The organism is Pseudoflavonifractor sp. MCC625 (assembly GCF_018784545.1).
Lineage (GTDB): Bacteria > Bacillota > Clostridia > Oscillospirales > Oscillospiraceae > Pseudoflavonifractor_A > Pseudoflavonifractor_A gallinarum.
Map to the genome: position 1 here is coordinate 26736 of NZ_WQOJ01000039.1, position 18925 is coordinate 45660.

18 protein-coding genes, 1 riboswitch and 1 other annotated feature are annotated in these 18925 nt (G+C 59.7%); of the genes, 15 read left to right on the forward strand and 3 right to left on the reverse strand.

The window, feature by feature from the left end:
- Positions 1 to 3: 3 nt before the first annotated feature.
- The gene (locus tag GPK94_RS12665) at positions 4 to 828 is read right to left on the reverse strand and encodes a 4Fe-4S dicluster domain-containing protein (protein WP_215655983.1); all 825 of its coding nucleotides are present in this window, start codon (positions 826 to 828) and stop codon (positions 4 to 6) included.
- Between the two features lie 127 nt (positions 829 to 955).
- Positions 956 to 1161, forward strand: a binding site (T-box leader).
- Positions 1162 to 1204: 43 nt separating this feature from the next.
- On the opposite strand from GPK94_RS12665, the gene GPK94_RS12670 reads away from it, so the two are divergent.
- Positions 1205 to 1720 carry a YcxB family protein gene (locus GPK94_RS12670; RefSeq protein WP_215655984.1) on the forward strand — a complete coding sequence of 172 codons (516 nt, stop codon included), beginning with the start codon at positions 1205 to 1207 and terminating at the stop codon, positions 1718 to 1720.
- A 29-nt stretch (positions 1721 to 1749) separates the two neighbouring features.
- Positions 1750 to 4383: a valine--tRNA ligase gene (locus tag GPK94_RS12675; protein WP_215655985.1), complete on the forward strand. Its 2634-nt coding sequence runs from the start codon at positions 1750 to 1752 to the stop codon at positions 4381 to 4383.
- A gap of 69 nt (positions 4384 to 4452) precedes the next feature.
- On the opposite strand, the gene GPK94_RS12680 is transcribed toward GPK94_RS12675, so the two are convergent.
- Complete coding sequence (locus tag GPK94_RS12680; protein ID WP_215655986.1) at positions 4453 to 5085, reverse strand: GGDEF domain-containing protein; 633 nt, start codon at positions 5083 to 5085, stop codon at positions 4453 to 4455.
- A gap of 214 nt (positions 5086 to 5299) precedes the next feature.
- On the opposite strand from GPK94_RS12680, the gene GPK94_RS12685 reads away from it, so the two are divergent.
- The 5 genes from GPK94_RS12685 to GPK94_RS12705 all read left to right on the forward strand — a co-directional run bounded on the left by GPK94_RS12685 (position 5300) and on the right by GPK94_RS12705 (position 7657).
- Positions 5300 to 5542: a helix-turn-helix transcriptional regulator gene (locus GPK94_RS12685; protein ID WP_215655987.1), complete on the forward strand. Its 243-nt coding sequence runs from the start codon at positions 5300 to 5302 to the stop codon at positions 5540 to 5542.
- A 122-nt stretch (positions 5543 to 5664) separates the two neighbouring features.
- Complete coding sequence (locus GPK94_RS12690; protein ID WP_101691412.1) at positions 5665 to 6033, forward strand: STAS domain-containing protein; 369 nt, start codon at positions 5665 to 5667, stop codon at positions 6031 to 6033.
- Positions 6011 to 6460, forward strand: a complete 450-nt coding sequence (gene spoIIAB / locus GPK94_RS12695; protein WP_101691411.1) for an anti-sigma F factor — start codon at positions 6011 to 6013, stop codon at positions 6458 to 6460. The genes GPK94_RS12690 and spoIIAB overlap by 23 nt, the downstream gene beginning before the upstream one ends.
- A complete protein-coding gene (locus tag GPK94_RS12700) occupies positions 6457 to 7176 on the forward strand; it encodes a sigma-70 family RNA polymerase sigma factor (RefSeq protein ID WP_101691410.1) in 720 nt (239 codons plus the stop codon). Before spoIIAB ends, GPK94_RS12700 begins: the two co-directional genes overlap by 4 nt.
- A 157-nt stretch (positions 7177 to 7333) precedes the next feature.
- Positions 7334 to 7657, forward strand: coding sequence for a helix-turn-helix transcriptional regulator (locus GPK94_RS12705; RefSeq protein ID WP_193537818.1), 324 nt, complete (start codon positions 7334 to 7336; stop codon positions 7655 to 7657).
- 64 nt (positions 7658 to 7721) lie between these two features.
- Here GPK94_RS12705 and GPK94_RS12710 read toward each other — a convergent pair whose 3' ends face one another.
- A complete protein-coding gene (locus tag GPK94_RS12710) occupies positions 7722 to 9158 on the reverse strand; it encodes a D-alanyl-D-alanine carboxypeptidase family protein (protein ID WP_186964142.1) in 1437 nt (478 codons plus the stop codon).
- A 146-nt stretch (positions 9159 to 9304) separates the two neighbouring features.
- Between GPK94_RS12710 and GPK94_RS12715 the strand changes: the two genes are divergently transcribed.
- The 8 genes from GPK94_RS12715 to GPK94_RS12750 all read left to right on the forward strand — a co-directional run bounded on the left by GPK94_RS12715 (position 9305) and on the right by GPK94_RS12750 (position 18884).
- The gene (locus GPK94_RS12715) at positions 9305 to 9757 is read left to right on the forward strand and encodes a ComEA family DNA-binding protein (protein WP_195279304.1); all 453 of its coding nucleotides are present in this window, start codon (positions 9305 to 9307) and stop codon (positions 9755 to 9757) included.
- Between the two features lie 14 nt (positions 9758 to 9771).
- On the forward strand, positions 9772 to 10455 hold the full coding sequence (locus tag GPK94_RS12720; RefSeq protein ID WP_101691406.1) for a response regulator transcription factor: 684 nt from the start codon (positions 9772 to 9774) through the stop codon (positions 10453 to 10455).
- A gap of 49 nt (positions 10456 to 10504) precedes the next feature.
- Positions 10505 to 11974, forward strand: coding sequence for a HAMP domain-containing sensor histidine kinase (locus GPK94_RS12725; protein ID WP_215655988.1), 1470 nt, complete (start codon positions 10505 to 10507; stop codon positions 11972 to 11974).
- Entirely contained in the window at positions 11971 to 12873 is a 903-nt protein-coding gene (locus GPK94_RS12730) for a GerMN domain-containing protein (protein WP_215655989.1), read from the forward strand. The genes GPK94_RS12725 and GPK94_RS12730 overlap by 4 nt, the downstream gene beginning before the upstream one ends.
- 79 nt (positions 12874 to 12952) lie before the next feature.
- A complete protein-coding gene (locus tag GPK94_RS12735) occupies positions 12953 to 14242 on the forward strand; it encodes a PLP-dependent transferase (protein ID WP_186964137.1) in 1290 nt (429 codons plus the stop codon).
- 338 nt (positions 14243 to 14580) lie between these two features.
- Positions 14581 to 14671, forward strand: a riboswitch (glycine riboswitch).
- Between the two features lie 236 nt (positions 14672 to 14907).
- Positions 14908 to 16287, forward strand: coding sequence for a sodium:alanine symporter family protein (locus tag GPK94_RS12740; protein WP_215655990.1), 1380 nt, complete (start codon positions 14908 to 14910; stop codon positions 16285 to 16287).
- Positions 16288 to 16426: 139 nt separating this feature from the next.
- Entirely contained in the window at positions 16427 to 17821 is a 1395-nt protein-coding gene (locus tag GPK94_RS12745) for a sodium:alanine symporter family protein (protein WP_215655991.1), read from the forward strand.
- 496 nt (positions 17822 to 18317) lie between these two features.
- Positions 18318 to 18884 carry a uracil-DNA glycosylase gene (locus tag GPK94_RS12750; protein WP_101691399.1) on the forward strand — a complete coding sequence of 189 codons (567 nt, stop codon included), beginning with the start codon at positions 18318 to 18320 and terminating at the stop codon, positions 18882 to 18884.
- Positions 18885 to 18925: the final 41 nt, after the last annotated feature.

Below are 18925 nucleotides of genomic sequence, written 5' to 3' on the forward strand. Positions count from 1 at the left end.
GTCTCAGAGAAAGAGCGAGATGGAGGCGGGACGGGCATATCCCAGCTCCAGCTCCTCCTTATGGTAGAGGTAGCCCGGATCGTCATAATAGCGGGCCTGCCGGGGACAGCCCTTGATGCAGGCGCCGCATTTGATGCAGATGCCGGTATAGGAGCGCACATCCCGGGGATCGATGGAGCCCATGGGACAGAGTTTGGCACACAGCCCGCACTGGTCACACTGCGCGCCCACCTTGGAGCGCACCTTACGGATATCGATGGGCGAGCCGGAGCGGTCCCGGGGCTGGTAGTAGGGGCCGATGGGGGTCCGGCCCGCCACGGCTACCGGCTCCTCCACCGGGCCTGCACGGAGCTTGTCGACCGCCCGGCGGGCAAAGGCGCGGGCGGCGTCCAGGTCGGCCCGGTCTGGCCGGCCGGCCGCCAGGGTGGTGGAAAAGGCGTGCTCCCCGACGAAAGCGGCCGCCGCAAAGGGGCGGAAGCCCCGCCGGATGAGCAGATTCCGCAGCTCGATGAGGGCGTCGTCAAAATTCCGGTTGCCGAAGAGGACCAGGGGCAGGGCCAGGGCGCCCGCCCCCTCCCAGGTCTCCAGATAGGGGAGCAGGACATTGGGCAGCCGTCCGGCATAGACCGGGAGGCCCGCCACCACGAGATCCCCTGCCTGGACGGGCGGCGGTGCGGTGCGGGCGGCGGGGAGGGTGAAATCATACTCCTCCAGAGGGGCGGAGAGCTCCTCCGCCAGGGTACGGGCCAGGGTGAGGGCGACGGTCCGGGTGGTGCCGGTGGCGCTGAAATAGACGGCACGGACTGTGCCGATGGGATGCTCTTCCATAGCGGCTCCTCCTTTCCGGTGATTAACACCAGTGTACTACGCCGGCAAAAGTGGGTCAAGGGGAGAAAACAGGGACTTTCTCTTGACATTTTGCGGGGGATTTCATATACTAAAAGGCGTTATCAAGACAAAAGCGACGATGGGAAGGAGTACCCGTTGTTCCGGATGCAGAGAGAAGCCGTTTTGGTGCGAGGCTTCCGAGGAGCGCGGGGAAGGTCGTCCCGGAGTCTGCCGCAGAATGGAGTAAGCGGCGGCGGTCCCTCCCGTTATCGAGGAAATGAGTGTCCCATACGGGAAATTCAGGTGGTACCACGGACTTCGTTCGCCCTGAGCCATTGGCTCAGGGCGTTTTTTCTTGTAAAAGGAGAGACGCGGTATGGAAATCAAGATCCGAACACACTATGATAAGGACGCGCTGACCGCGATGGCCCGGGGCCTGCGTAAGACGGTGCGCCGTAAGAAGAGCCGCCGCAGCCGGATTGTGGGTGTGGTGCTGATGGTCCTGGCCTTTCTGTTTGGAGTAGGAGATCTGATCCTCGATCCCGGATGGAAGGCATGGCTGGACCTGGGGGTGGCCGTGGTGCTGCTGCTCATCCTCCTTACAGAGGACCGAGTCAATGGCTTTTTGGCCGGACGTAAGGTTCTGCCTGGCGCACGGGATACCGAGACTGTCTTTACCGAGCACGACTATACGACCACCATCCAAAATGCCGAGACCCGCTGGAGCTATGAGAGCATCAGGGCCATCGCCGAGGGGGAGAATTTTATTGTTCTGGCCCTCAGCGACCGCCACGCCCAGGTCTTTGACAAGAGGGGCATCACCGCCGGCACGACGGAGGAGCTGCGCACCCTTCTGCGGGACAAGACGGGCCTTCCCGTCACCAAAATGTAAGTTCACACAAGAACAGGAGTGTTTTCAGTATGAAGAAAGAACTTCCCAAGGTCTATGAACCCCAGGAGGTAGAGAGCCGCGTCTATGAGATGTGGGAGAAAAACGGCTGCTTCAAGGGCCATCGGGACCCCGACAAGAAGCCCTTCACCATTGTCATGCCGCCCCCCAACGTCACCGGCCAGCTCCACATGGGTCACGCCATGGACTCCACCCTCCAGGATATCCTGATCCGCTTTAAGCGGATGCAGGGTTATGCCGCCCTGTGGGTCCCCGGCACCGACCACGCCGGCATCGCCACCCAGATCAAGGTGGAGGAGGAGCTGCGCAAGAACGAGGGCCTGAGCCGTTATGACCTGGGCCGGGAGAAGTTCCTGGAGCGGGTGTGGGACTGGAAGAACAAGTACGGCAACCGCATCGTGGAGCAGCAGAAGAAGCTGGGCGCCTCCTGCGACTGGGACCGGGCCCGCTTCACCATGGATGAGGGCCTGTCCAAGGCCGTCCGCCATGTGTTTGTCTCCCTCTACAAGAAGGGCCTCATCTACAAGGGCTCCCGCATCATCAACTGGTGCCCCAACTGCGTCACCGCCCTCTCCGACGCCGAGGTAGAGTACCAGGATAAGCCGGGCTCCTTCTGGCACATCCGCTATCCCATCCAGGGGGAGGAGGGCCGCTATGTCATCGTGGCCACCACCCGGCCCGAGACCATGCTGGGCGACACCGGCGTGGCCGTCAACCCCAACGACGAGCGCTACAAGGACATCGTGGGCAAGAAGTGCATCCTGCCCCTGGTGGGCCGGGAGATGCCCATTGTGGCCGACGAGTACGTGGACATGGAGTTCGGCACCGGCTGCGTGAAGATGACCCCCGCCCATGACCCCAACGACTTCGAGGTGGGCCTCCGGCAGAACCTGGAGACCATCCGGGTGCTGGACGACAATGGCAAGGTGGTGGAGGGCTACAGCCGCTACTCCGGTATGGATCGCTATGAGGCCCGCAAGGCCATCGTCCATGACCTGGAGGAGGGCGGCTGGCTGGTAAAGGTGGAGCCCCACCAGCACAACGTGGGCACCTGCTACCGCTGCCACAGCGACGTGGAGCCCCTGATCTCCGCCCAGTGGTTCGTGAAGATGGAGCCTCTGGCCAAGGAAGCCCTGCGGGTGGTCAACGACGGAGAGGTCAAGTTTGTCCCCGACCGCTTCTCCAAGACCTACACCAACTGGATGGAGAACGTCCATGACTGGTGCATCTCCCGCCAGCTGTGGTGGGGCCACCAGATCCCCGCCTGGACCTGCCAGGAGTGTGGCCACATCACCGTGTCCGAGGAGGACCCCACCGAGTGCGAGCACTGCCACTCCAAGAACATCAAGCAGGAGGAGGACGTGCTGGACACCTGGTTCTCCTCCGCCCTGTGGCCCTTCTCCACTCTGGGCTGGCCCGACGAGAACAGCGAGGACTTCAAGTATTTCTTCCCCACCGACGTGCTGGTCACCGGCTACGACATTATCTTCTTCTGGGTGGCCCGGATGATCTTCTCGGCCTGCGAGCACACCGGAAAGCCTCCCTTCCACACCGTGTTCATCCACGGCCTGGTCCGGGACGACAAGGGCCGCAAGATGTCCAAGTCTCTGGGCAACGGCATCGATCCCCTGGAAATGGCCAACCAGTACGGTGCCGATGCCCTGCGCTTCAACCTGGTCACCGGCAACTCCCCCGGAAACGACATGCGCTTCTACACCGAGCGGTGTGAGGCCATGCGCAACTTTGCCAACAAGATCTGGAACGCCAGCCGCTTCCTGATGATGAACCTGACCATTGAGGAGTGCCGCCTGCCCGAGCACCTGGAGATGGAGGACAAGTGGATCCTCTCCAAGCTCAACAGCGTCATCCCCGAGGTCACCGAGAACATGGAGAAGTTCGAGCTGGGCGTGGCAGCTCAGAAGGTCTATGACTTTATCTGGGACTCCTACTGCGACTGGTATATCGAGCTGACCAAGGCCCGCCTCCAGGGCGAGGACGAGGAGGCCAAGCGCAACGCCCAGCAGGTGCTGTGCTATGTGCTCACCGAGACCCTCAAGCTCCTGCATCCCTTCATGCCCTATATCACCGAGGAGATCTGGCAGGCTCTGCCCCACCAGGGCGACTATCTGATGCTCCAGCAGTGGCCTGAGTACCATGCCGAGCTCTCCTTCCCCCAGGAGGAGAAGGCCATGGAGCTCATCATGGACGCCATCCGCGCCGTGCGTACCCGCCGCGCCGAGATGAACGTGCCCCCCTCCAAGAAGGCCCATCTGACCGTGGCCACCCAGGAGCAGGCTGTCTTTGAGGCGGGAATTCCCTTCCTCAAGCGCCTGGCCTCCGCCAGCGAGGTGGAGGTGGTGCCCGCCGCCGAGGCCCGGCAGGAGGCCGGACAGGTGGTCATCGCCACTCATGTGGCTCAGATCTCCATCCCCCTGGGTGAGCTGGTGGATCTGGAGAAGGAGAAGGCCCGGGTCCAGAAGGAGCTGGACAAGAATCGCAAGATGCTCTCCGGTCTGGAGGGCAAGCTCCAGAATCCCGGCTTTGTGAGCAAGGCCCCCGCCAACGTGGTGGAGGCCGAGCGGGAGCGGGCCGAAAAGCTGCGCGCCCTGATCGAGAAGCTGGAGGAACAGCTCCAGAGCATGTAAGAAAAGAGAACAAGCCCCGCCGCGGATAACCGCGGCGGGGCTTGTTGTTTCAGAAGAGAGGTTCTGGATTCAGACCGAACGGGCCTGGTCGGCCGATTGCCCGGAAGCCCAGGAAAACCGCCTGTGGATCCGGCGCTTCTGGAAATACATCTGCCGGTCACTCTCGGTCAGCAGGCCGTAAAGGTTTTCCAGTGCGTCCGCAGTGCCCCATGTCCAACCCAGAGCGGCATCCAAGCCAGCGTGGGAGAGCTGGCTGCGCAGATGCTCCACAAACCGCTTGGACTGATCCCGCGAGAGATCGGCTCCGATCAGGACAAATTCGTCGCCCCCCACCCGGAAGGCATGCACATTGGAGGGGCAGGCGTGGCGCAGGCACTGTGCCATCTGACGGAGCAGATGGTCCCCCGCCACATGACCCTGTAAGTCATTGATTTCCTTGAGCCCGTTGAGATCCAGCGTGACGGCGCAGACCGGCCGCCCGGACCCGGACAGCGCGGAGAGCAGGTTGCGCAGAGAACGGCGGTTGGGAAGACCGGTGAGCACATCGGTCAGCGCCTGGGTCCGGTAATCATCCTGCTGGGCCAGCACCATCTGCAAGCGCAGGCATTCCAGATGCAGATGGTACAGCCGCCTCAGGACCAGCAGAAGGATCAGGAAAAAGAGGAGGGATAAGAGCACAAGAAGACAGATCAGAAGCTTCATATGGATACCCTTTCTTCCGGGGAGGCATGACAAAGAGAGGCAGGGCCGGAACCTGCCAAAGGGAATGGATGTGGCGGAAGGGGATAAGTGCGGATGATTTGAACCTATCATGCCACAAAATTGCGGATGTGAATAGTAACGATACACATAGTAACGAGAGATATGGATATGTTAGAAAGAGGGGGATGCCTGTAGTATAGTTTGGGGGGATGCTATGGATGAGCGAAGTGTAACGTGGGTCAGAGCATACGGGCGGGTGGAACTGTGTTTGCGGGAGCGGATGGAGGAGCGGGGGCTGACCCGCAATCATCTGGCCCGTCTGGTCAATACCCGCTATGAAGTCATCGACAAATGGTATAAAAATGAAGTGGAGAAGATCGACGCGGATATTCTGGCAAGGCTGTGCTTCGTGCTGGACTGCGGGGTGGAAGAACTGTTGGTCTATCGCCAGAATTGACTTTTCGTGCTCTCTTCGACGAATTCCGGCGGCAGAATGAGATATAATCGCTGTATACCAAAAATTGGTATACAGCATTTTTTATGGCAAGGAGGCGCGGGCCTCCCGGGGAGGGACAAGCTATGGCAGTAATCTGTACGGGCGAAGGCCGCGTACTGACGGTGAACGTGACCGGGGAGGTGGACCACCACCATGCCAGGACCATCATGACCGAGATGGAGCAGGCGGTGGGAGCCGCCCTGCCCCGTCAACTGATCCTGGATCTGTCCGGAGTGACCTTTATGGACAGCTCCGGCATTGCGGTTTTGCTGCGCGCCTATCGCCGGGCGTCGGAGATCGGCGCGGCGGTGCGGGTGACAGGGGTGCCGGAGCAGGCGTGGAAGGTACTCAAAACCGCCGGACTGGAGCGCCTGATGACCTTTGAATCAGAGACGGGCGGGAAAAATCCCCGCCCCGGGAGGGATACATATGAGACAAAAACCGGTAAATGAGGTCGTAATGACCTTCCTCAGCCGCTCGGCCAACGAGGGCTTTGCCCGTACGGCTGCGGCCTGTTTTGTGGCCCAGCTGGATCCCACGCTGGATGAGGTGAATGATGTCAAGACCGCTGTCAGCGAGGCGGTTACCAACGCCATTGTGCATGCCTACCCACAGACACTGGGAAAGATCACACTGCGCCTGCGCCTGTTTGGAGATCAGACGGTGGAGATCCTGGTGAAGGACAACGGCGTCGGCATTGAGGATGTGGACCGGGCCAGAGAGCCTCTCTACACCACCGGAAATGAAGAGCGCTCCGGCATGGGCTTTACCATTATGGAGAGCTTTATGGACCGGGTACGGGTGCGCTCCACCCCGGGGAAAGGAACAACGGTGGTGCTCTCAAAGCAGATTGCGCGCCGCGTGGGCCTGCCGGTATGAGTGTGGCCGATACCCCTGAACTGCTGGAGGAGGCAAGGAGGGGGGATAACGACGCCTGTGCCCGCATCCTGGAGGGAAATGCCGGATTGATCTGGGGGATCGTGCGCCGCTATTACGGGAGGGGCGTGGACCCGGAGGACCTATACCAACTGGGGTGCCTGGGATTTTTAAAGGCGGTGCGGGGATTTGACCCGGCCTTTGGCTGCCAGTTCTCCACCTATGCCGTACCAAAGATCACCGGAGAGATCCGGCGCTTTCTCCGGGATGACGGGACCCTCAAGGTCAGCCGTGGACTCAAGGAGCGGGGAGGAAGCGTCCGCCAGGCCCGGGACAGGCTCTCGGCCGCCCTGGGGCGGGAGCCCACCCTCTCTGAGCTGGCGGAGGAGACCGGACTGGAGCCGGAAGAGATCGCCGCCGCAGAAGAGGCCAATCAGCCGGTGGCCTCCCTCCAGATGGAGACGGGAGACGGCCTGACGCTGGAGAGCCTGGTGGGGGGCGCGGGATTTGAAGAGGAGGTGGTGGAGCGTGAGACGCTGCGGGAAGCCATCCGCTGCCTGCCCGAGCGGGAGCGGAAGGTGATCCTTCTGCGCTATTTTCGCTCCTTCACCCAGGACCGTACCGCCCAGGTGCTCGGGGTGTCCCAGGTCCAGGTCTCCCGGATCGAAAAGAGAGCGGTGGAACAGCTGCGGCGGGCGATGACAGACGGCCAGAGCTGAAATGAAGTCCGTCTGTGGACGGCGGACAGTCCAGAGTGGTGCAGGATGAAGCCATTATACCCAGTCTGAAAAGTGGAGTCAAGTATTTCAGGATTTATTCCAGCTATCGTGTCCATGAATTCGATACAATGGTCAAAGATAACAGGAATAAGGGGGGATGGATGTGTACCTGCCTGAAATAGGAGCCAAGATCAAACATCTGCGCGGACAGCGTGGAATGTCACAGATTGCACTGGCAAAACAGCTGGGTGTTTCCAAATCTGTCGTGAGTTCTTATGAAAACAGTGTGCATTTACCTCCGTATGACGTGTTGATCCGCATGGCGCGGATCTTCGGAGTCAGCACGGATTACCTTTTGGGGGCATCCGGAAAGCGCACGATCAATGTGGATGGATTGACGGATACACAGATCGAGGCAATTGCGCTCATCGTCAACGAGTTGCGGACCACGCACGCAAAAGAGAGGACGTCCCCTGTCTAGCAGAGGACGGATATCAAAATAAAAAGGCCCGTCCCCACGGATTTAAGTGGGGACGGGCCTTTGCTCAGCGCCGTCTGCGGCCGGAATAACGGGAAGAACCACGGCCGCCCCGGGCACGGCTTCCGCCGTAACGGGAACGCTTGCGGCCGGTAATCAGATGACGGAGGAAGAGGAAGACCAGCAGTACAGCCAGCACGACCAGGACGATGCGGACCCAGAGCTGGTCAAAGAATTTCTGGATCCGATCCAGCCGGTAGAGGAGCTCGGAGCGCTCCACAGAGCTGTTGGCCACCAGATCCACTTTACCGTACTCCTGACCGTTGTAGGTGAGGGTCACGGTACCCAGGACCTGACCTTCCTCAACGGGGGCTTCCACACTCTCGGGCAGGTCCAGCTCACGCTGGAAAGCGGCGGGATCAATGTCGTTGGGCAGAGTGGCCGACAGGGAACCGGCAGGCCGGACGGTCACATAATCAGTCTTGGAGAGAGTGACCGACACCTCGGGAAAGTCCAGACTGCTGCCATCCAGAATGGTCTGGCGGGAGAAGTTGTTGAAACCGAACTCCAGCAGACGCTTGCTCTCGGTAAAATAGTTGACGTCCTTGTTCTCGGTATAGTTGGCCGCACCCATCACCACAGCGATGAGGTTGCGGTCATTTTTGGTGGCGGAGGAGACCAGACAGTGTCCCGCCTCCGGGGTAGAGCCGGTCTTGATGCCGGTGGCATACTCATACCAGTAATCCCGCACCCGCCAGGTGGAGACCAGGCCGTTGGTGGAGTGGAGGGTACGGGCTTCGCTGAGGTTGGTGGCGGGGATCTTGTAGTCTACCGAGCTGACCAGTTCCCGGAAGGTGGGGTCCTTCATGGCCTCGTGGGCCATGAGGTAGATGTCATAGGCAGAGGTGTAATGGTCGGGATCATGATAGCCGTGGGGGTTGGCAAAATGGGTGTCGTTCATGCCCAGTTCCTGTGCGCGCTGGTTCATCAGATCCACAAACTTCTCCACATCCCCGGCCACCAGCTGTGCCATGGCATTGCAGGCCTCGTTGGCGGAGGGGATGAGGGCGGCGCCCAGCAGATCGTGGATGGTGAGCTGCTCTCCCGCCTTGATGCCGGCGGTGGAGCCGTCGGCGCCAATGCCGTAATTGACCTGGTCACCGACAGTGACCACCTCGTCCAGCTGATGTTCGCCCCTGGCGATGGACTCCAGGGTGAGCAGACAGGTCATCACTTTGGTGATGGAAGCGGGGTAAACCTTGCCGTGGGCGTTCTGCTCATAGAGCACCTCGCCTGTGTCATCGTCCACCAGCAGTGCGGCGGTGCCTTCGATGTGCATGGAGGCGAGGAGCGCACTCTGCTGCTGGGGAACGGAGGAGGGGGCGGCGGAAGGAGCGGGTGTCTGGACCGGCTGGGTCTCCGTGGCCCCGGCGGAGAGCGGAAATACCAGACCGGCCAACAGACCGGCCAGCAGGAGGAAGGATGCGAGACGATTTTTTTTCATAGGAAACTCCTTGCAATTGTGATATACTCAATAAATGTATATAAGAACATCCGGCACCAGAGATGGGGCCGAACGAAATGAGATTATGTAACCATCATTATAGCAAAAAAGTGTCGCACACGCAACGGAAAGGAGCCAAAAGAACCATGCGGATTTCGCGTCTGGAGGGGGCGGTGCTGTTTCTGACCGCCGTCTTTCTGGCCTTTTCTGCGGGGTGGCTGGCAAGGGGCGCGCTCGACGCGCCGCCGGTACGGGTCGAGGTGGAACGGAGCAGCGCGGCGGTGGTGACCATTCCAACCGCTGCGCAGGAGCAGGAAGTGCCCAGCACGGCTCCGACAGTCGGGACAGAGGCGCCAAGTGCCGCTCCAACGGCGGAGCCGGAAGAAGAGGCACCGGAAACGGCGTCCGGGAAGATCAACATCAATACCGCCACCGCAGAGGAACTGGAGACCCTTCCGGGCATTGGGGAGAAACGGGCTCAGGCCATTGTGGAGGACCGCCAGAACAACGGACCCTTTCGTACCGTTGAGGAGCTGACCCGGGTCAAGGGGATCGGCGAGGGGATTCTGGCGGGGCTGATCGATGGGATTACGGTATGAAGGAGGGAAACAACTTGAAAATACTGGTAGTCGATGACGAAAAGGTACTGGTCAAAGGAATGAAATTCAACCTCCAGAGCGAGGGTTATCAGGTTGAGACCGCCTATGACGGCGAGAGTGCGGTAGAGCTGGCCCGGGGAGGGGCCTTTGACCTGATTATTTTGGACCTGATGATGCCCAAGATCGACGGGCTTCAGGCCTGTATGCGGATTCGGGAGTTTTCCAATGTCCCCATCATTATGCTGACAGCCCGCAGCGAGGACGCCGACAAGATCATGGGGTTTGAGTGCGGAGCGGACGACTACATCACCAAGCCCTTCAATATCCTGGAGCTGAAGGCACGGGTGCGGGCCCTGCTGCGCCGGGCGGGCATGACGGCCCAGAAGGAGCGGGGAAGCCGACTCTTTGCGGGGCACATCACCCTGGACCCCGACGAGCGTTCGGTCTGGAAGGGAAAAGAGTCTGTGGAGCTCACGGCGAAAGAGTTTGATCTGATGGAGCTGCTGATGCGCAACCCGGGCCGGGTATACAGCCGAGAGAGTCTGCTCAATGTGGTCTGGGGCTATGAGTATGCCGGGGACTACCGTACCGTGGATGTCCATGTCCGGCGCTTGCGGGAAAAGCTGGAGATGGACCCGGCGCACCCGGCTTATATCCTCACCAAGTGGGGCGTGGGCTACTACCTGAAGAACAGCTGATCTGGCCCGGCAGAGAGACTGCGGCGTTTGGGAAAGGAGGCAGGCGCAGATGGAGCGGCCCTGGCAGAGCGGAAGACGAGTGCCCTTCTGGCGCTCCCTCCAAAGTAAATTTATTCTCAGCTACGGGGCCATCATTGCCGCGCTGCTGATCTTTTTGAATATTTATCCCATTTTGATCTCGCAAAATCTGGTTTTTCAGTCCAAGCAGGACTCTCTCTGGCGGCAGGCGGATATCATCACCTCCACGCTGGCGGGCGGCGAGGGACTGACCGCCGAGGGCGTGGAGGCCAACCTCACAAAGCTGGGCGTCACCGGCGTAGACCGGGTGATGGTGACCGACCCGGCGGGTAAGGTGCTCTACGACACCAGCGAGGTGGACAATGCCATGGACCACTATGCCCTTTTATGGGAAGTGGTCAGCGCCTTAAAGGGAAACGATGTGTTCCGGTCGGAATATCGGGATGGGGCCTTCCGCACCCGGGCGGCCGCCCCCATCCTCTACCGGGGGATGACCCAGGGGGCCGTCTATCTCTACGAGTACGATAAAGAGCAGGCCGAGATGCTGCTGGACTTTCAGAGCAATCTGCGCAATATCTCCCTGGTGGTATGCGCCGCCGGCCTGGGATTCAGCATTCTGTTCTCCACTGCGGTGACCCGGCGGATCGCCGCGCTTCTGAGCGGTATCCACACCGTGCGGGAGGGCGAGTACAGCCATCGGGTCACCATTGGCGGTGGGGATGAGCTCACGCGGCTGGCCGATGAATTCAATGAGCTGACCGGGCGGCTTCAGACCACGGAGGAGGTCCGCCGGCGGTTTGTCTCGGATGCCTCCCACGAGCTCAAGACCCCCCTGGCCTCCATCCGTCTGCTGACCGACTCCATCCTTCAGAACGATGGGATGGATGAGGAGACGGTGCGGGAATTTGTCACTGACATTGGAAATGAGGCGGAGCGGCTGACCCGTATCACGGAAAAGCTGCTCACGCTGACCCGAATGGATACCGCGCCCCCCAGAGCGGTGGGGCCGGTGGATGTGAAACAGGTGCTGCTCCGGGTGGAGCATATGCTCCTGCCTCTGGCCGGTGCGGTGAATGTGTCGCTGCATATGGACCTGATCGAGGGCTGCACCGTCCTGGCTACAGAGGACGACCTCTATCAGATCGCCTTTAACCTCATGGAAAACGCCGTCAAGTATAATCTGCCGGGCGGAAGCGTCTTTGTCTGTTTGCAGCTGCGCCGGGGAAAGCGCCCCGGGGACGGCGACTGGGTGGTCCTGCGGGTGGAGGACACGGGAGTGGGTATCCCAGAGGAAGACCTGCCCAAGATTTTTGATCGCTTTTACCGAGTGGATAAGGCGCGCTCCCGGGCGGCCGGCGGAACCGGTCTGGGGCTGTCCATCGTGCGGGATACCGTGCTTCAGAACGGCGGCAGGGTGGAGGCCCGCCGGCGGGAGCCGGAGGGCACCTGCTTTGAGGTGTGCTTTCCTCGCTGGCACGGAGAAGAGGAGGGAGCGGAATGAGAAAACGAATGCTGCCTCTCGTGCTGGCGCTTCTGACTCTGGCCGGCTGCGGCATGGGCAAGAGCCAGGGCAAAGACACAGAGCATCCATATGAGATCTATTTTGTGGCCGAGAATGACGAGAGCGGGGCGGCAGTAGGGGGCGAGTTTTGGCACGCCCAGGGCAAGGAGCCGCTGATCCAGGAATTGCTGGCCCGTCTTCTGGCGGGACCTGAAACCATGGAGCTGACCTCCCCCTTCCCCAAGGGACTGGAGGTACGGAGCTGGGAGCTGAACGATGGGAAGCTGGATCTGGATTTCTCCGAGGCCTATGAGGGACTCTCCGGCATTGATCTGACCCTGGCCAATTACTGCCTGGCGCTGACCCTCTGTCAGGTGGAGGGGGTGGATTCCATCCATGTGACCATTGAGGGAGAGCAGAATCCGCTGACCACCGGGGAGAATCTGCGCCCTGAGGATGTCATCCTTCTGGGAACGGAGGGAGAGCCCATGGAAATGACGGCCACCCTCTGGTTCCCCCGGGCCGATGGGACCGGATTGGGCGTGGAATACCGGCGGCTGCTGCTCACCGAGGAGGACACGCTGAGCGCGGTGGTGATGGAGGCGCTGATCCAGGGCCCCAGCTATGACACGATGACCCCCGTACTTCCGGCTGAGACAGAGCTGCTGGGTGTGATCGTAGAGGATGGGGTCTGTTATGTGAACCTCCCCGCCGATGTACTGGAGACGCTGGCACAGGATGAGGAGCAGCTGCGCCTGACGGTATACGCCATTGTGAACACCATGGCGGGCAATGTGGATACGGTGCGTACCGTCCAGCTGCGAGCAGACGGACAGCCGGCCCAGCTGCCCAACGGGCTTAATCAGGCCCTTAAGCTGGATCTGTCTCTGGAAAAATAGTTGACAAATTCAATACGCTAGCGTACTATATAAAACAACTTTGCGCCAGCCAACCGCGCCATAGAAAGGAAGACCCAATATGAGCCAGCAGCGTCCCAATACCCAGTGCATCCATGCGGGATACCGCCCCGGAAACGGAGAACCCCGCAATATTCCCATCATTCAGTCCACTACCTTCCGCTATGAGACGGGCGAGGCTATGGGAAAGCTGTTTGATCTGGAGGCCAGCGGGTACTTCTATACCCGGCTTCAAAATCCCACCAACGACAGTGTGGCAGCAAAGATCTGTGCACTGGAAGGGGGGAGCGCCGCGATGCTCACTTCTTCGGGACAGGCCGCCAACTTCTACGCGATCTTCAACATCTGTTCCTGCGGAGACCATGTGGTCTCCTCTACGGCCATCTATGGCGGAACATACAATCTGTTTGCAGTGACCATGAAGCGCATGGGCATTGAGTTTACCTTTGTGGAGCCCGACTGCACGCCCGAGGAGCTGGAGGCCGCTTTCCGGCCCAACACCAAGGCGGTATTCGGCGAGACGATTGCCAACCCCGCTCTGGCCGTGCTGGACTTTGAGAAGTTTGCCGCGGCAGCACACGCCCACGGCGTGCCCCTCATCGTGGACAACACCTTTGCCACGCCTATCAACTGCCGGCCTTTCGAATATGGGGCCGATATTGTCACCCACTCCACCACCAAGTATATGGACGGCCATGCCAACGCGGTGGGCGGGGCCATCGTGGACTCCGGCGCCTTTGACTGGACCCGGTATCCCGACAAATTCCCCGGACTGTGCACGCCGGACGAGAGCTACCACGGCGTGACCTACACGGAGCGGTTTGGAGTGGCAGGGGCCTATATTACGAAGGCCACCGTTCAGCTCATGCGCGACTTCGGCTCCGTTCCGGCGCCCATGAACTCCTATCTCCTGAATGTGGGACTGGAGACGCTCCACCTGCGGGTTCCCCGCCACTGCGCCAATGCCCTGGCCGTGGCCCAGTATCTGCAGAAGCACGAAAAGGTGGCGTGGGTCCGCTATCCCGGCCTGGAGGGCGATCCGTATCACGGGCTGGCCCAGAAGTATCTCCCCAACGGGGTGTGCGGCGTGGTCTCCTTTGGTGTCAAGGGCGGACGCGAGGCGGCCGAGACCTTTATGGCAGGGCTGAATCTGGCCTCCATCGCCACCCATGTGGCCGATGCCAAGACCTGCGTACTGCATCCCGCCTCCACCACCCACCGGCAGATGAACGATCAGGAGCTCTATGCGGCCGGGGTGTCCCCGGATCTGGTTCGCTTCTCGGTGGGCATTGAGGATATCAACGATATCCTGGCCGATCTGGAAGCGGCGTTGGCCAAGGTAAACGCATAAGAATATCACAACCGGAAGGCAGGGGCGCCGTCTATTGGAGACGGCGCCCCTGCTGTGTTGTTCTGGGAGGAGAAATTCTATATATGTTTTTATATCAAAGACATATGAAGAGTGTTGGAAATGACTAAACTGCCAAGTATTTTTTTGGAAAAAAGCCATAGAAATGAGAATTTCATCCTAGCTATTCCAGATTATGGCTTGACGAAAGCGAAAAAAAGGGCTATGATAGGGGCACATCAAAAAAGTGCATAGAGATGGCCGCTTCTTTTGTCCGTCTTTTATTCAATTTTTCACAAGACAGAAAAATGGAAGTGTTCGTGGTATATGGACAAAGTGGCGGCACAAACTCTGGAGAATCTCAGCGACGGGGGCCGAAGGTGTAAGGTGCGTAAGCACTGATCTCTCAGGCAAAAGGACAGAGTAGAGTGCATCGGCAGTATGTCATTGGTTGGAATGCGCTCTGCAAAGCCGGACCCGTCACAGGGGCCGGCTTTTTTGATGACAGCATGGTTCGGAATGCGGTATGCATGGTTCCGGCTGTGCATATGTTGACGAGAACCCATAAAAACAGGGGGTGAAAGGGCGCGCGATGCAAGGCACCCCGGCAGGTGTGTGGCCGGGGGACATCAGGAACGATTCCGTGTGGAGAGAAAGGATGAATATCTATGGATCAATTAGCGGCTATCGTAAGTGCGGCCAGTAATTTTGTCTGGAACAGCGTACTGCTCTATGTACTGGTATTTACCGGCATCCTGTTCACCGTTCGGCTCGGTTTTATTCAGATCCGCAAATTCGGCGCCGGCTGGCGCGAGATGTTCGGAGGATTCAGTCTTTCTGGTAAAAAGGCCGATAAGGACGGCATGAGCTCCTTCCAGGCGGCAGCTACTTCCGTGGCGGCTCAGGTCGGCACCGGTAACGTGGTGGGCTGTGCTACGGCCATCCTGCTGGGCGGTCCCGGCGCAGTGTTCTGGGTTTGGGTCGCGGCTTTCCTCGGTATGTCCACGATCTATGCAGAGGCTGTGCTGGCCCAGAAGTATAAGACCCGTGGCCCCGACGGACAGGTCATCGGCGGTCCTGTGTATTACATCCGCGCCCGTTTCCAGGGCGGCTTTGGAAAGTTCCTGGCTGGCTTCTTCGCGATTGCCATCATCCTGGCCCTTGGCCTGATGGGCAACATGGTGCAGTCCAACTCCATCAGCAGCTCCTTTGAGACTGCTTTCGGTGTTCCCAAGCCTGTGGTTGGCGTCGTCGTGGCCGTACTGGCTGGCTTTATCTTTATGGGCGGCGTGAAGCGCATCGCCTCTGTGACCGAGAAGCTGGTCCCCATTATGGCTATCTGCTACCTGGTGGGCAGCCTGATCGTGATCGGTGCTCATATCACGGCCGTGCCCGAGGTGTTCCGTCAGATCTTTGTGGGCGCCTTTGATCCTCAGGCGATCCTGGGCGGCGGCGCTGGCGTCGGTATGATGACTGCTATGCGCTACGGCGTGGCCCGCGGTCTGTTCTCCAATGAGGCCGGCCTCGGCTCCACTCCCCATGCCCATGCGATGGCCAAGGTGAAGGATCCCCGCGATCAGGGCCATATCGCGATCGTCTGTGTTTTCATCGATACCTTTATCGTTCTGACCCTCACCGCGCTGGTCATCCTCACCAGCGGTGTGGTTACCCCCAACATGATCGGCGACGACAGCACTGCGGCCTCTCTGGCTCAGTCCGCGTTCTCCACGGTCTTTGGCAGCTTCGGCAACATGTTTGTGGCCATCTGCCTGCTGTTCTTTGCCTTCTCCACCATCATTGGTTGGTACTTCTTCGGCGAGCAGAACATCAAGTACCTCTTTGGTCAGAAGGCGGTCAATGTCTACTCCATCATCGTGATCCTGTGTGTCTTTGTTGGCTCTCTGCTGAAGGTGGACCTGGTGTGGAACCTGGCCGACTTCTTCAACGCGGTGATGGCTCTGCCCAACCTGATTGCTCTGATCTGCCTGTCCGGCGTTGTGGTACGGATCACCAAGGGCATGGAAGAGGAGCATGTTCTGAAAAAGTAATTGCTGATGCATCGCTCTTTTGTACGGCGCGGGAATTATCCCGCGCCGTATGTTTTTCCACAGAGCTCCTTTTCCAGGTGGATAAATCCGCGCACAAACGGGGAAACTGGTCCATACGAGTCGACGGATAAAGGAGCGGATGGGTGTGGACGCAGCGACCATACTGGGGACAGTGAGCCAGTGGCTCTGGAATCATGTGCTGTTGTATGTGCTGTTGGCCGTGGGAATCTATTTTACCCTGCGGCTGCGTCTGGTACAGGTACGGAAACTGGGCATGGGGGTTCGAACACTGACGGCCGGACTGCGCCGGAAAAGCGGGACAGAACGTTCCCGAGGCATGAGTCCCTTTCAGGCGCTGACCACTGCCATTGCGGCCCAGGTGGGGACGGGGAACATCACCGGCTGTGCTACGGCTCTGGCGGCCGGAGGACCAGGGGCAATCTTCTGGATGTGGGTCTCCGGCTTTTTTGGCATGGCGACCATCTATGCCGAAGCCGTACTGGCGCAGACCTACCGCTCTGTCCGTCCGGACGGATCGGTATTGGGGGGACCGGCCTACTACATTCGCGCAGCCGTGCGGGGCAGGGTGGGGCGTATCCTGGCGGGGATCTTCTCCGTGCTCCTGATTCTGGCGCTGGGAATTATGGGAAATATGGTGCAGTCCAACTCCATTGCGGGCGCCTTTCAGCATGCCTTCCACATTCCAACGCTGGCGTTGGGGATTGGTGTGGCGGTGGTCTCTGCCTTTGTCTTTCTGGGCGGAGTAGGCCGGGTGGCCTCTGTGACCGAAAAGCTGGTGCCTCTGATGGCAGGGATCTATGTGGCCGGGTGTGCGGCCATTCTGGTGCTCAACCGCACAGAACTCCCGGAGGCCGTGCGCTCGATCTTTGTGGGGGCCTTCCGGCCCCAGGCGGTGGCAGGGGGCGCGGCGGGACTGACCCTGCGGGAGACCATCCGCTATGGCGTGGCGCGGGGACTCTTTTCCAATGAGGCGGGACTCGGTTCCACACCCCACGCCCACGCGCAGGCAAAAGTAAAGCGCCCGGAGGAACAGGGGATCGTGGCCATGCTGGGCGTATTCGTATCCACCTTTGTGATTTTGACCTTGACCGCACTGGTCCTGCTCACGACCGGCGTCCTGGGGAGCGGACTGGAGGGAACCGCACTGGCCCAGTTGGCCTTCCAGCGGGCCTTTGGCCAGGCCGGAAAAGGATTCGTAGCCATCTGTATGCTGCTCTTTGGATTTTCCACGGTGGTGGGGTGGTATTTCTTTGGGGAGCAGAATGTGGAAGCCCTCTTTGGACGGCGCGGCGTGCTGGTCTATACCTGGGTGGTGCTGGCCGCCCTGGTGGCAGGTTCCGGGCTGCGGGTGGATCTGGTCTGGAACCTGGCGGACCTGTTCAACGGGTTGATGGCTCTGCCCAACCTGATCGCTCTGCTGCTGCTGGGACATGTGGTAGCTGGGATCTGCCGGGCAGGCGACGGAGGAAAGCACCTTTCCGGCAGGGAGCGGAAATCAGATTCAGCAGGGTGACGAAGCGCTTAGAACAGATAAAAGTTTAAGGTTAGGGTAGAAAAATTGCCCTAACACGGGAGATATGAGGAGTTTTCGGGATTTATAATTACGATGGGGCCAATCGAAACTTAGATGAAAAACGAAACGTGCAGACCATGGCAGGGAAAGAGAAGGAACCAAACGATTAGCACCAAAATGGGAAAAATGAAATACGGAAAACCATCCGGACGGTTTTGTATGGCAAGCGTTGGGGGAGGCTTGACTTCCTCCTTGAAAGCTTCTACAATGAATTTGGAACAAAAGCCTGCGGAAACGCCGCGGCAGAGTGTTGAAACCAGTGAGAACATCCCCATTCCTCTTTCTTCTTGCGGGAAGGTCCGTACCCATCCACGGGTGCGGACCTTTCTGCATCTGGGATGTATGCAAGCGCGGGGAGATATGGTACAATGAAAGCCGTCGACGGAAGGAGAAGCTGCGTTTTCCTTCCCAGAAGAATACCGAGAGGAGGGAAAGAATGAAGTCGTGGAATGAACTGTATGAGGCCTGTATGTCCTGCCGGAACTGCCCTCTGTGCGAGACCCGGCACAATGTGGTGTTCGGCGAGGGCGCTCAGAATGCGGAAGTCATGTTCATCGGCGAGGGGCCCGGCGAACAGGAGGACCTCACCGGCCGTCCCTTTGTGGGACGTGGCGGAAAATTTCTGGACGAGATGCTGGCCATGATCGAGCTGGACCGCTCCAAGATCTTCATTGGCAATATGGTAAAATGCCGTCCCCCGGGAAACCGGGACCCGCTGGCAGCGGAGCAGGAGGCCTGTATCGGCTATCTCCGCAACCAGGTGGCCTTGATTCGGCCCAAGATCATCGTCTGTCTGGGGCGGATTGCGGCCATGAAGCTCATCAAGGAGGATTTCAAGATCACCCGGGAGCATGGGCAGTGGTTTGAGAAGGCGGGCGTGCAGATGACCGCCCTGTACCACCCGGCGGCGCTGCTGCGGGACCCCCGCAAGCGGCCCGAGACCTTTGCCGATCTCAAAGCCCTTCAGGCCAAGATCCGTGAGATCTGTGACCATACCTATTAAAAAATGCCGCCCGGTCCCGCATGGGACCGGGCGGCATTGCT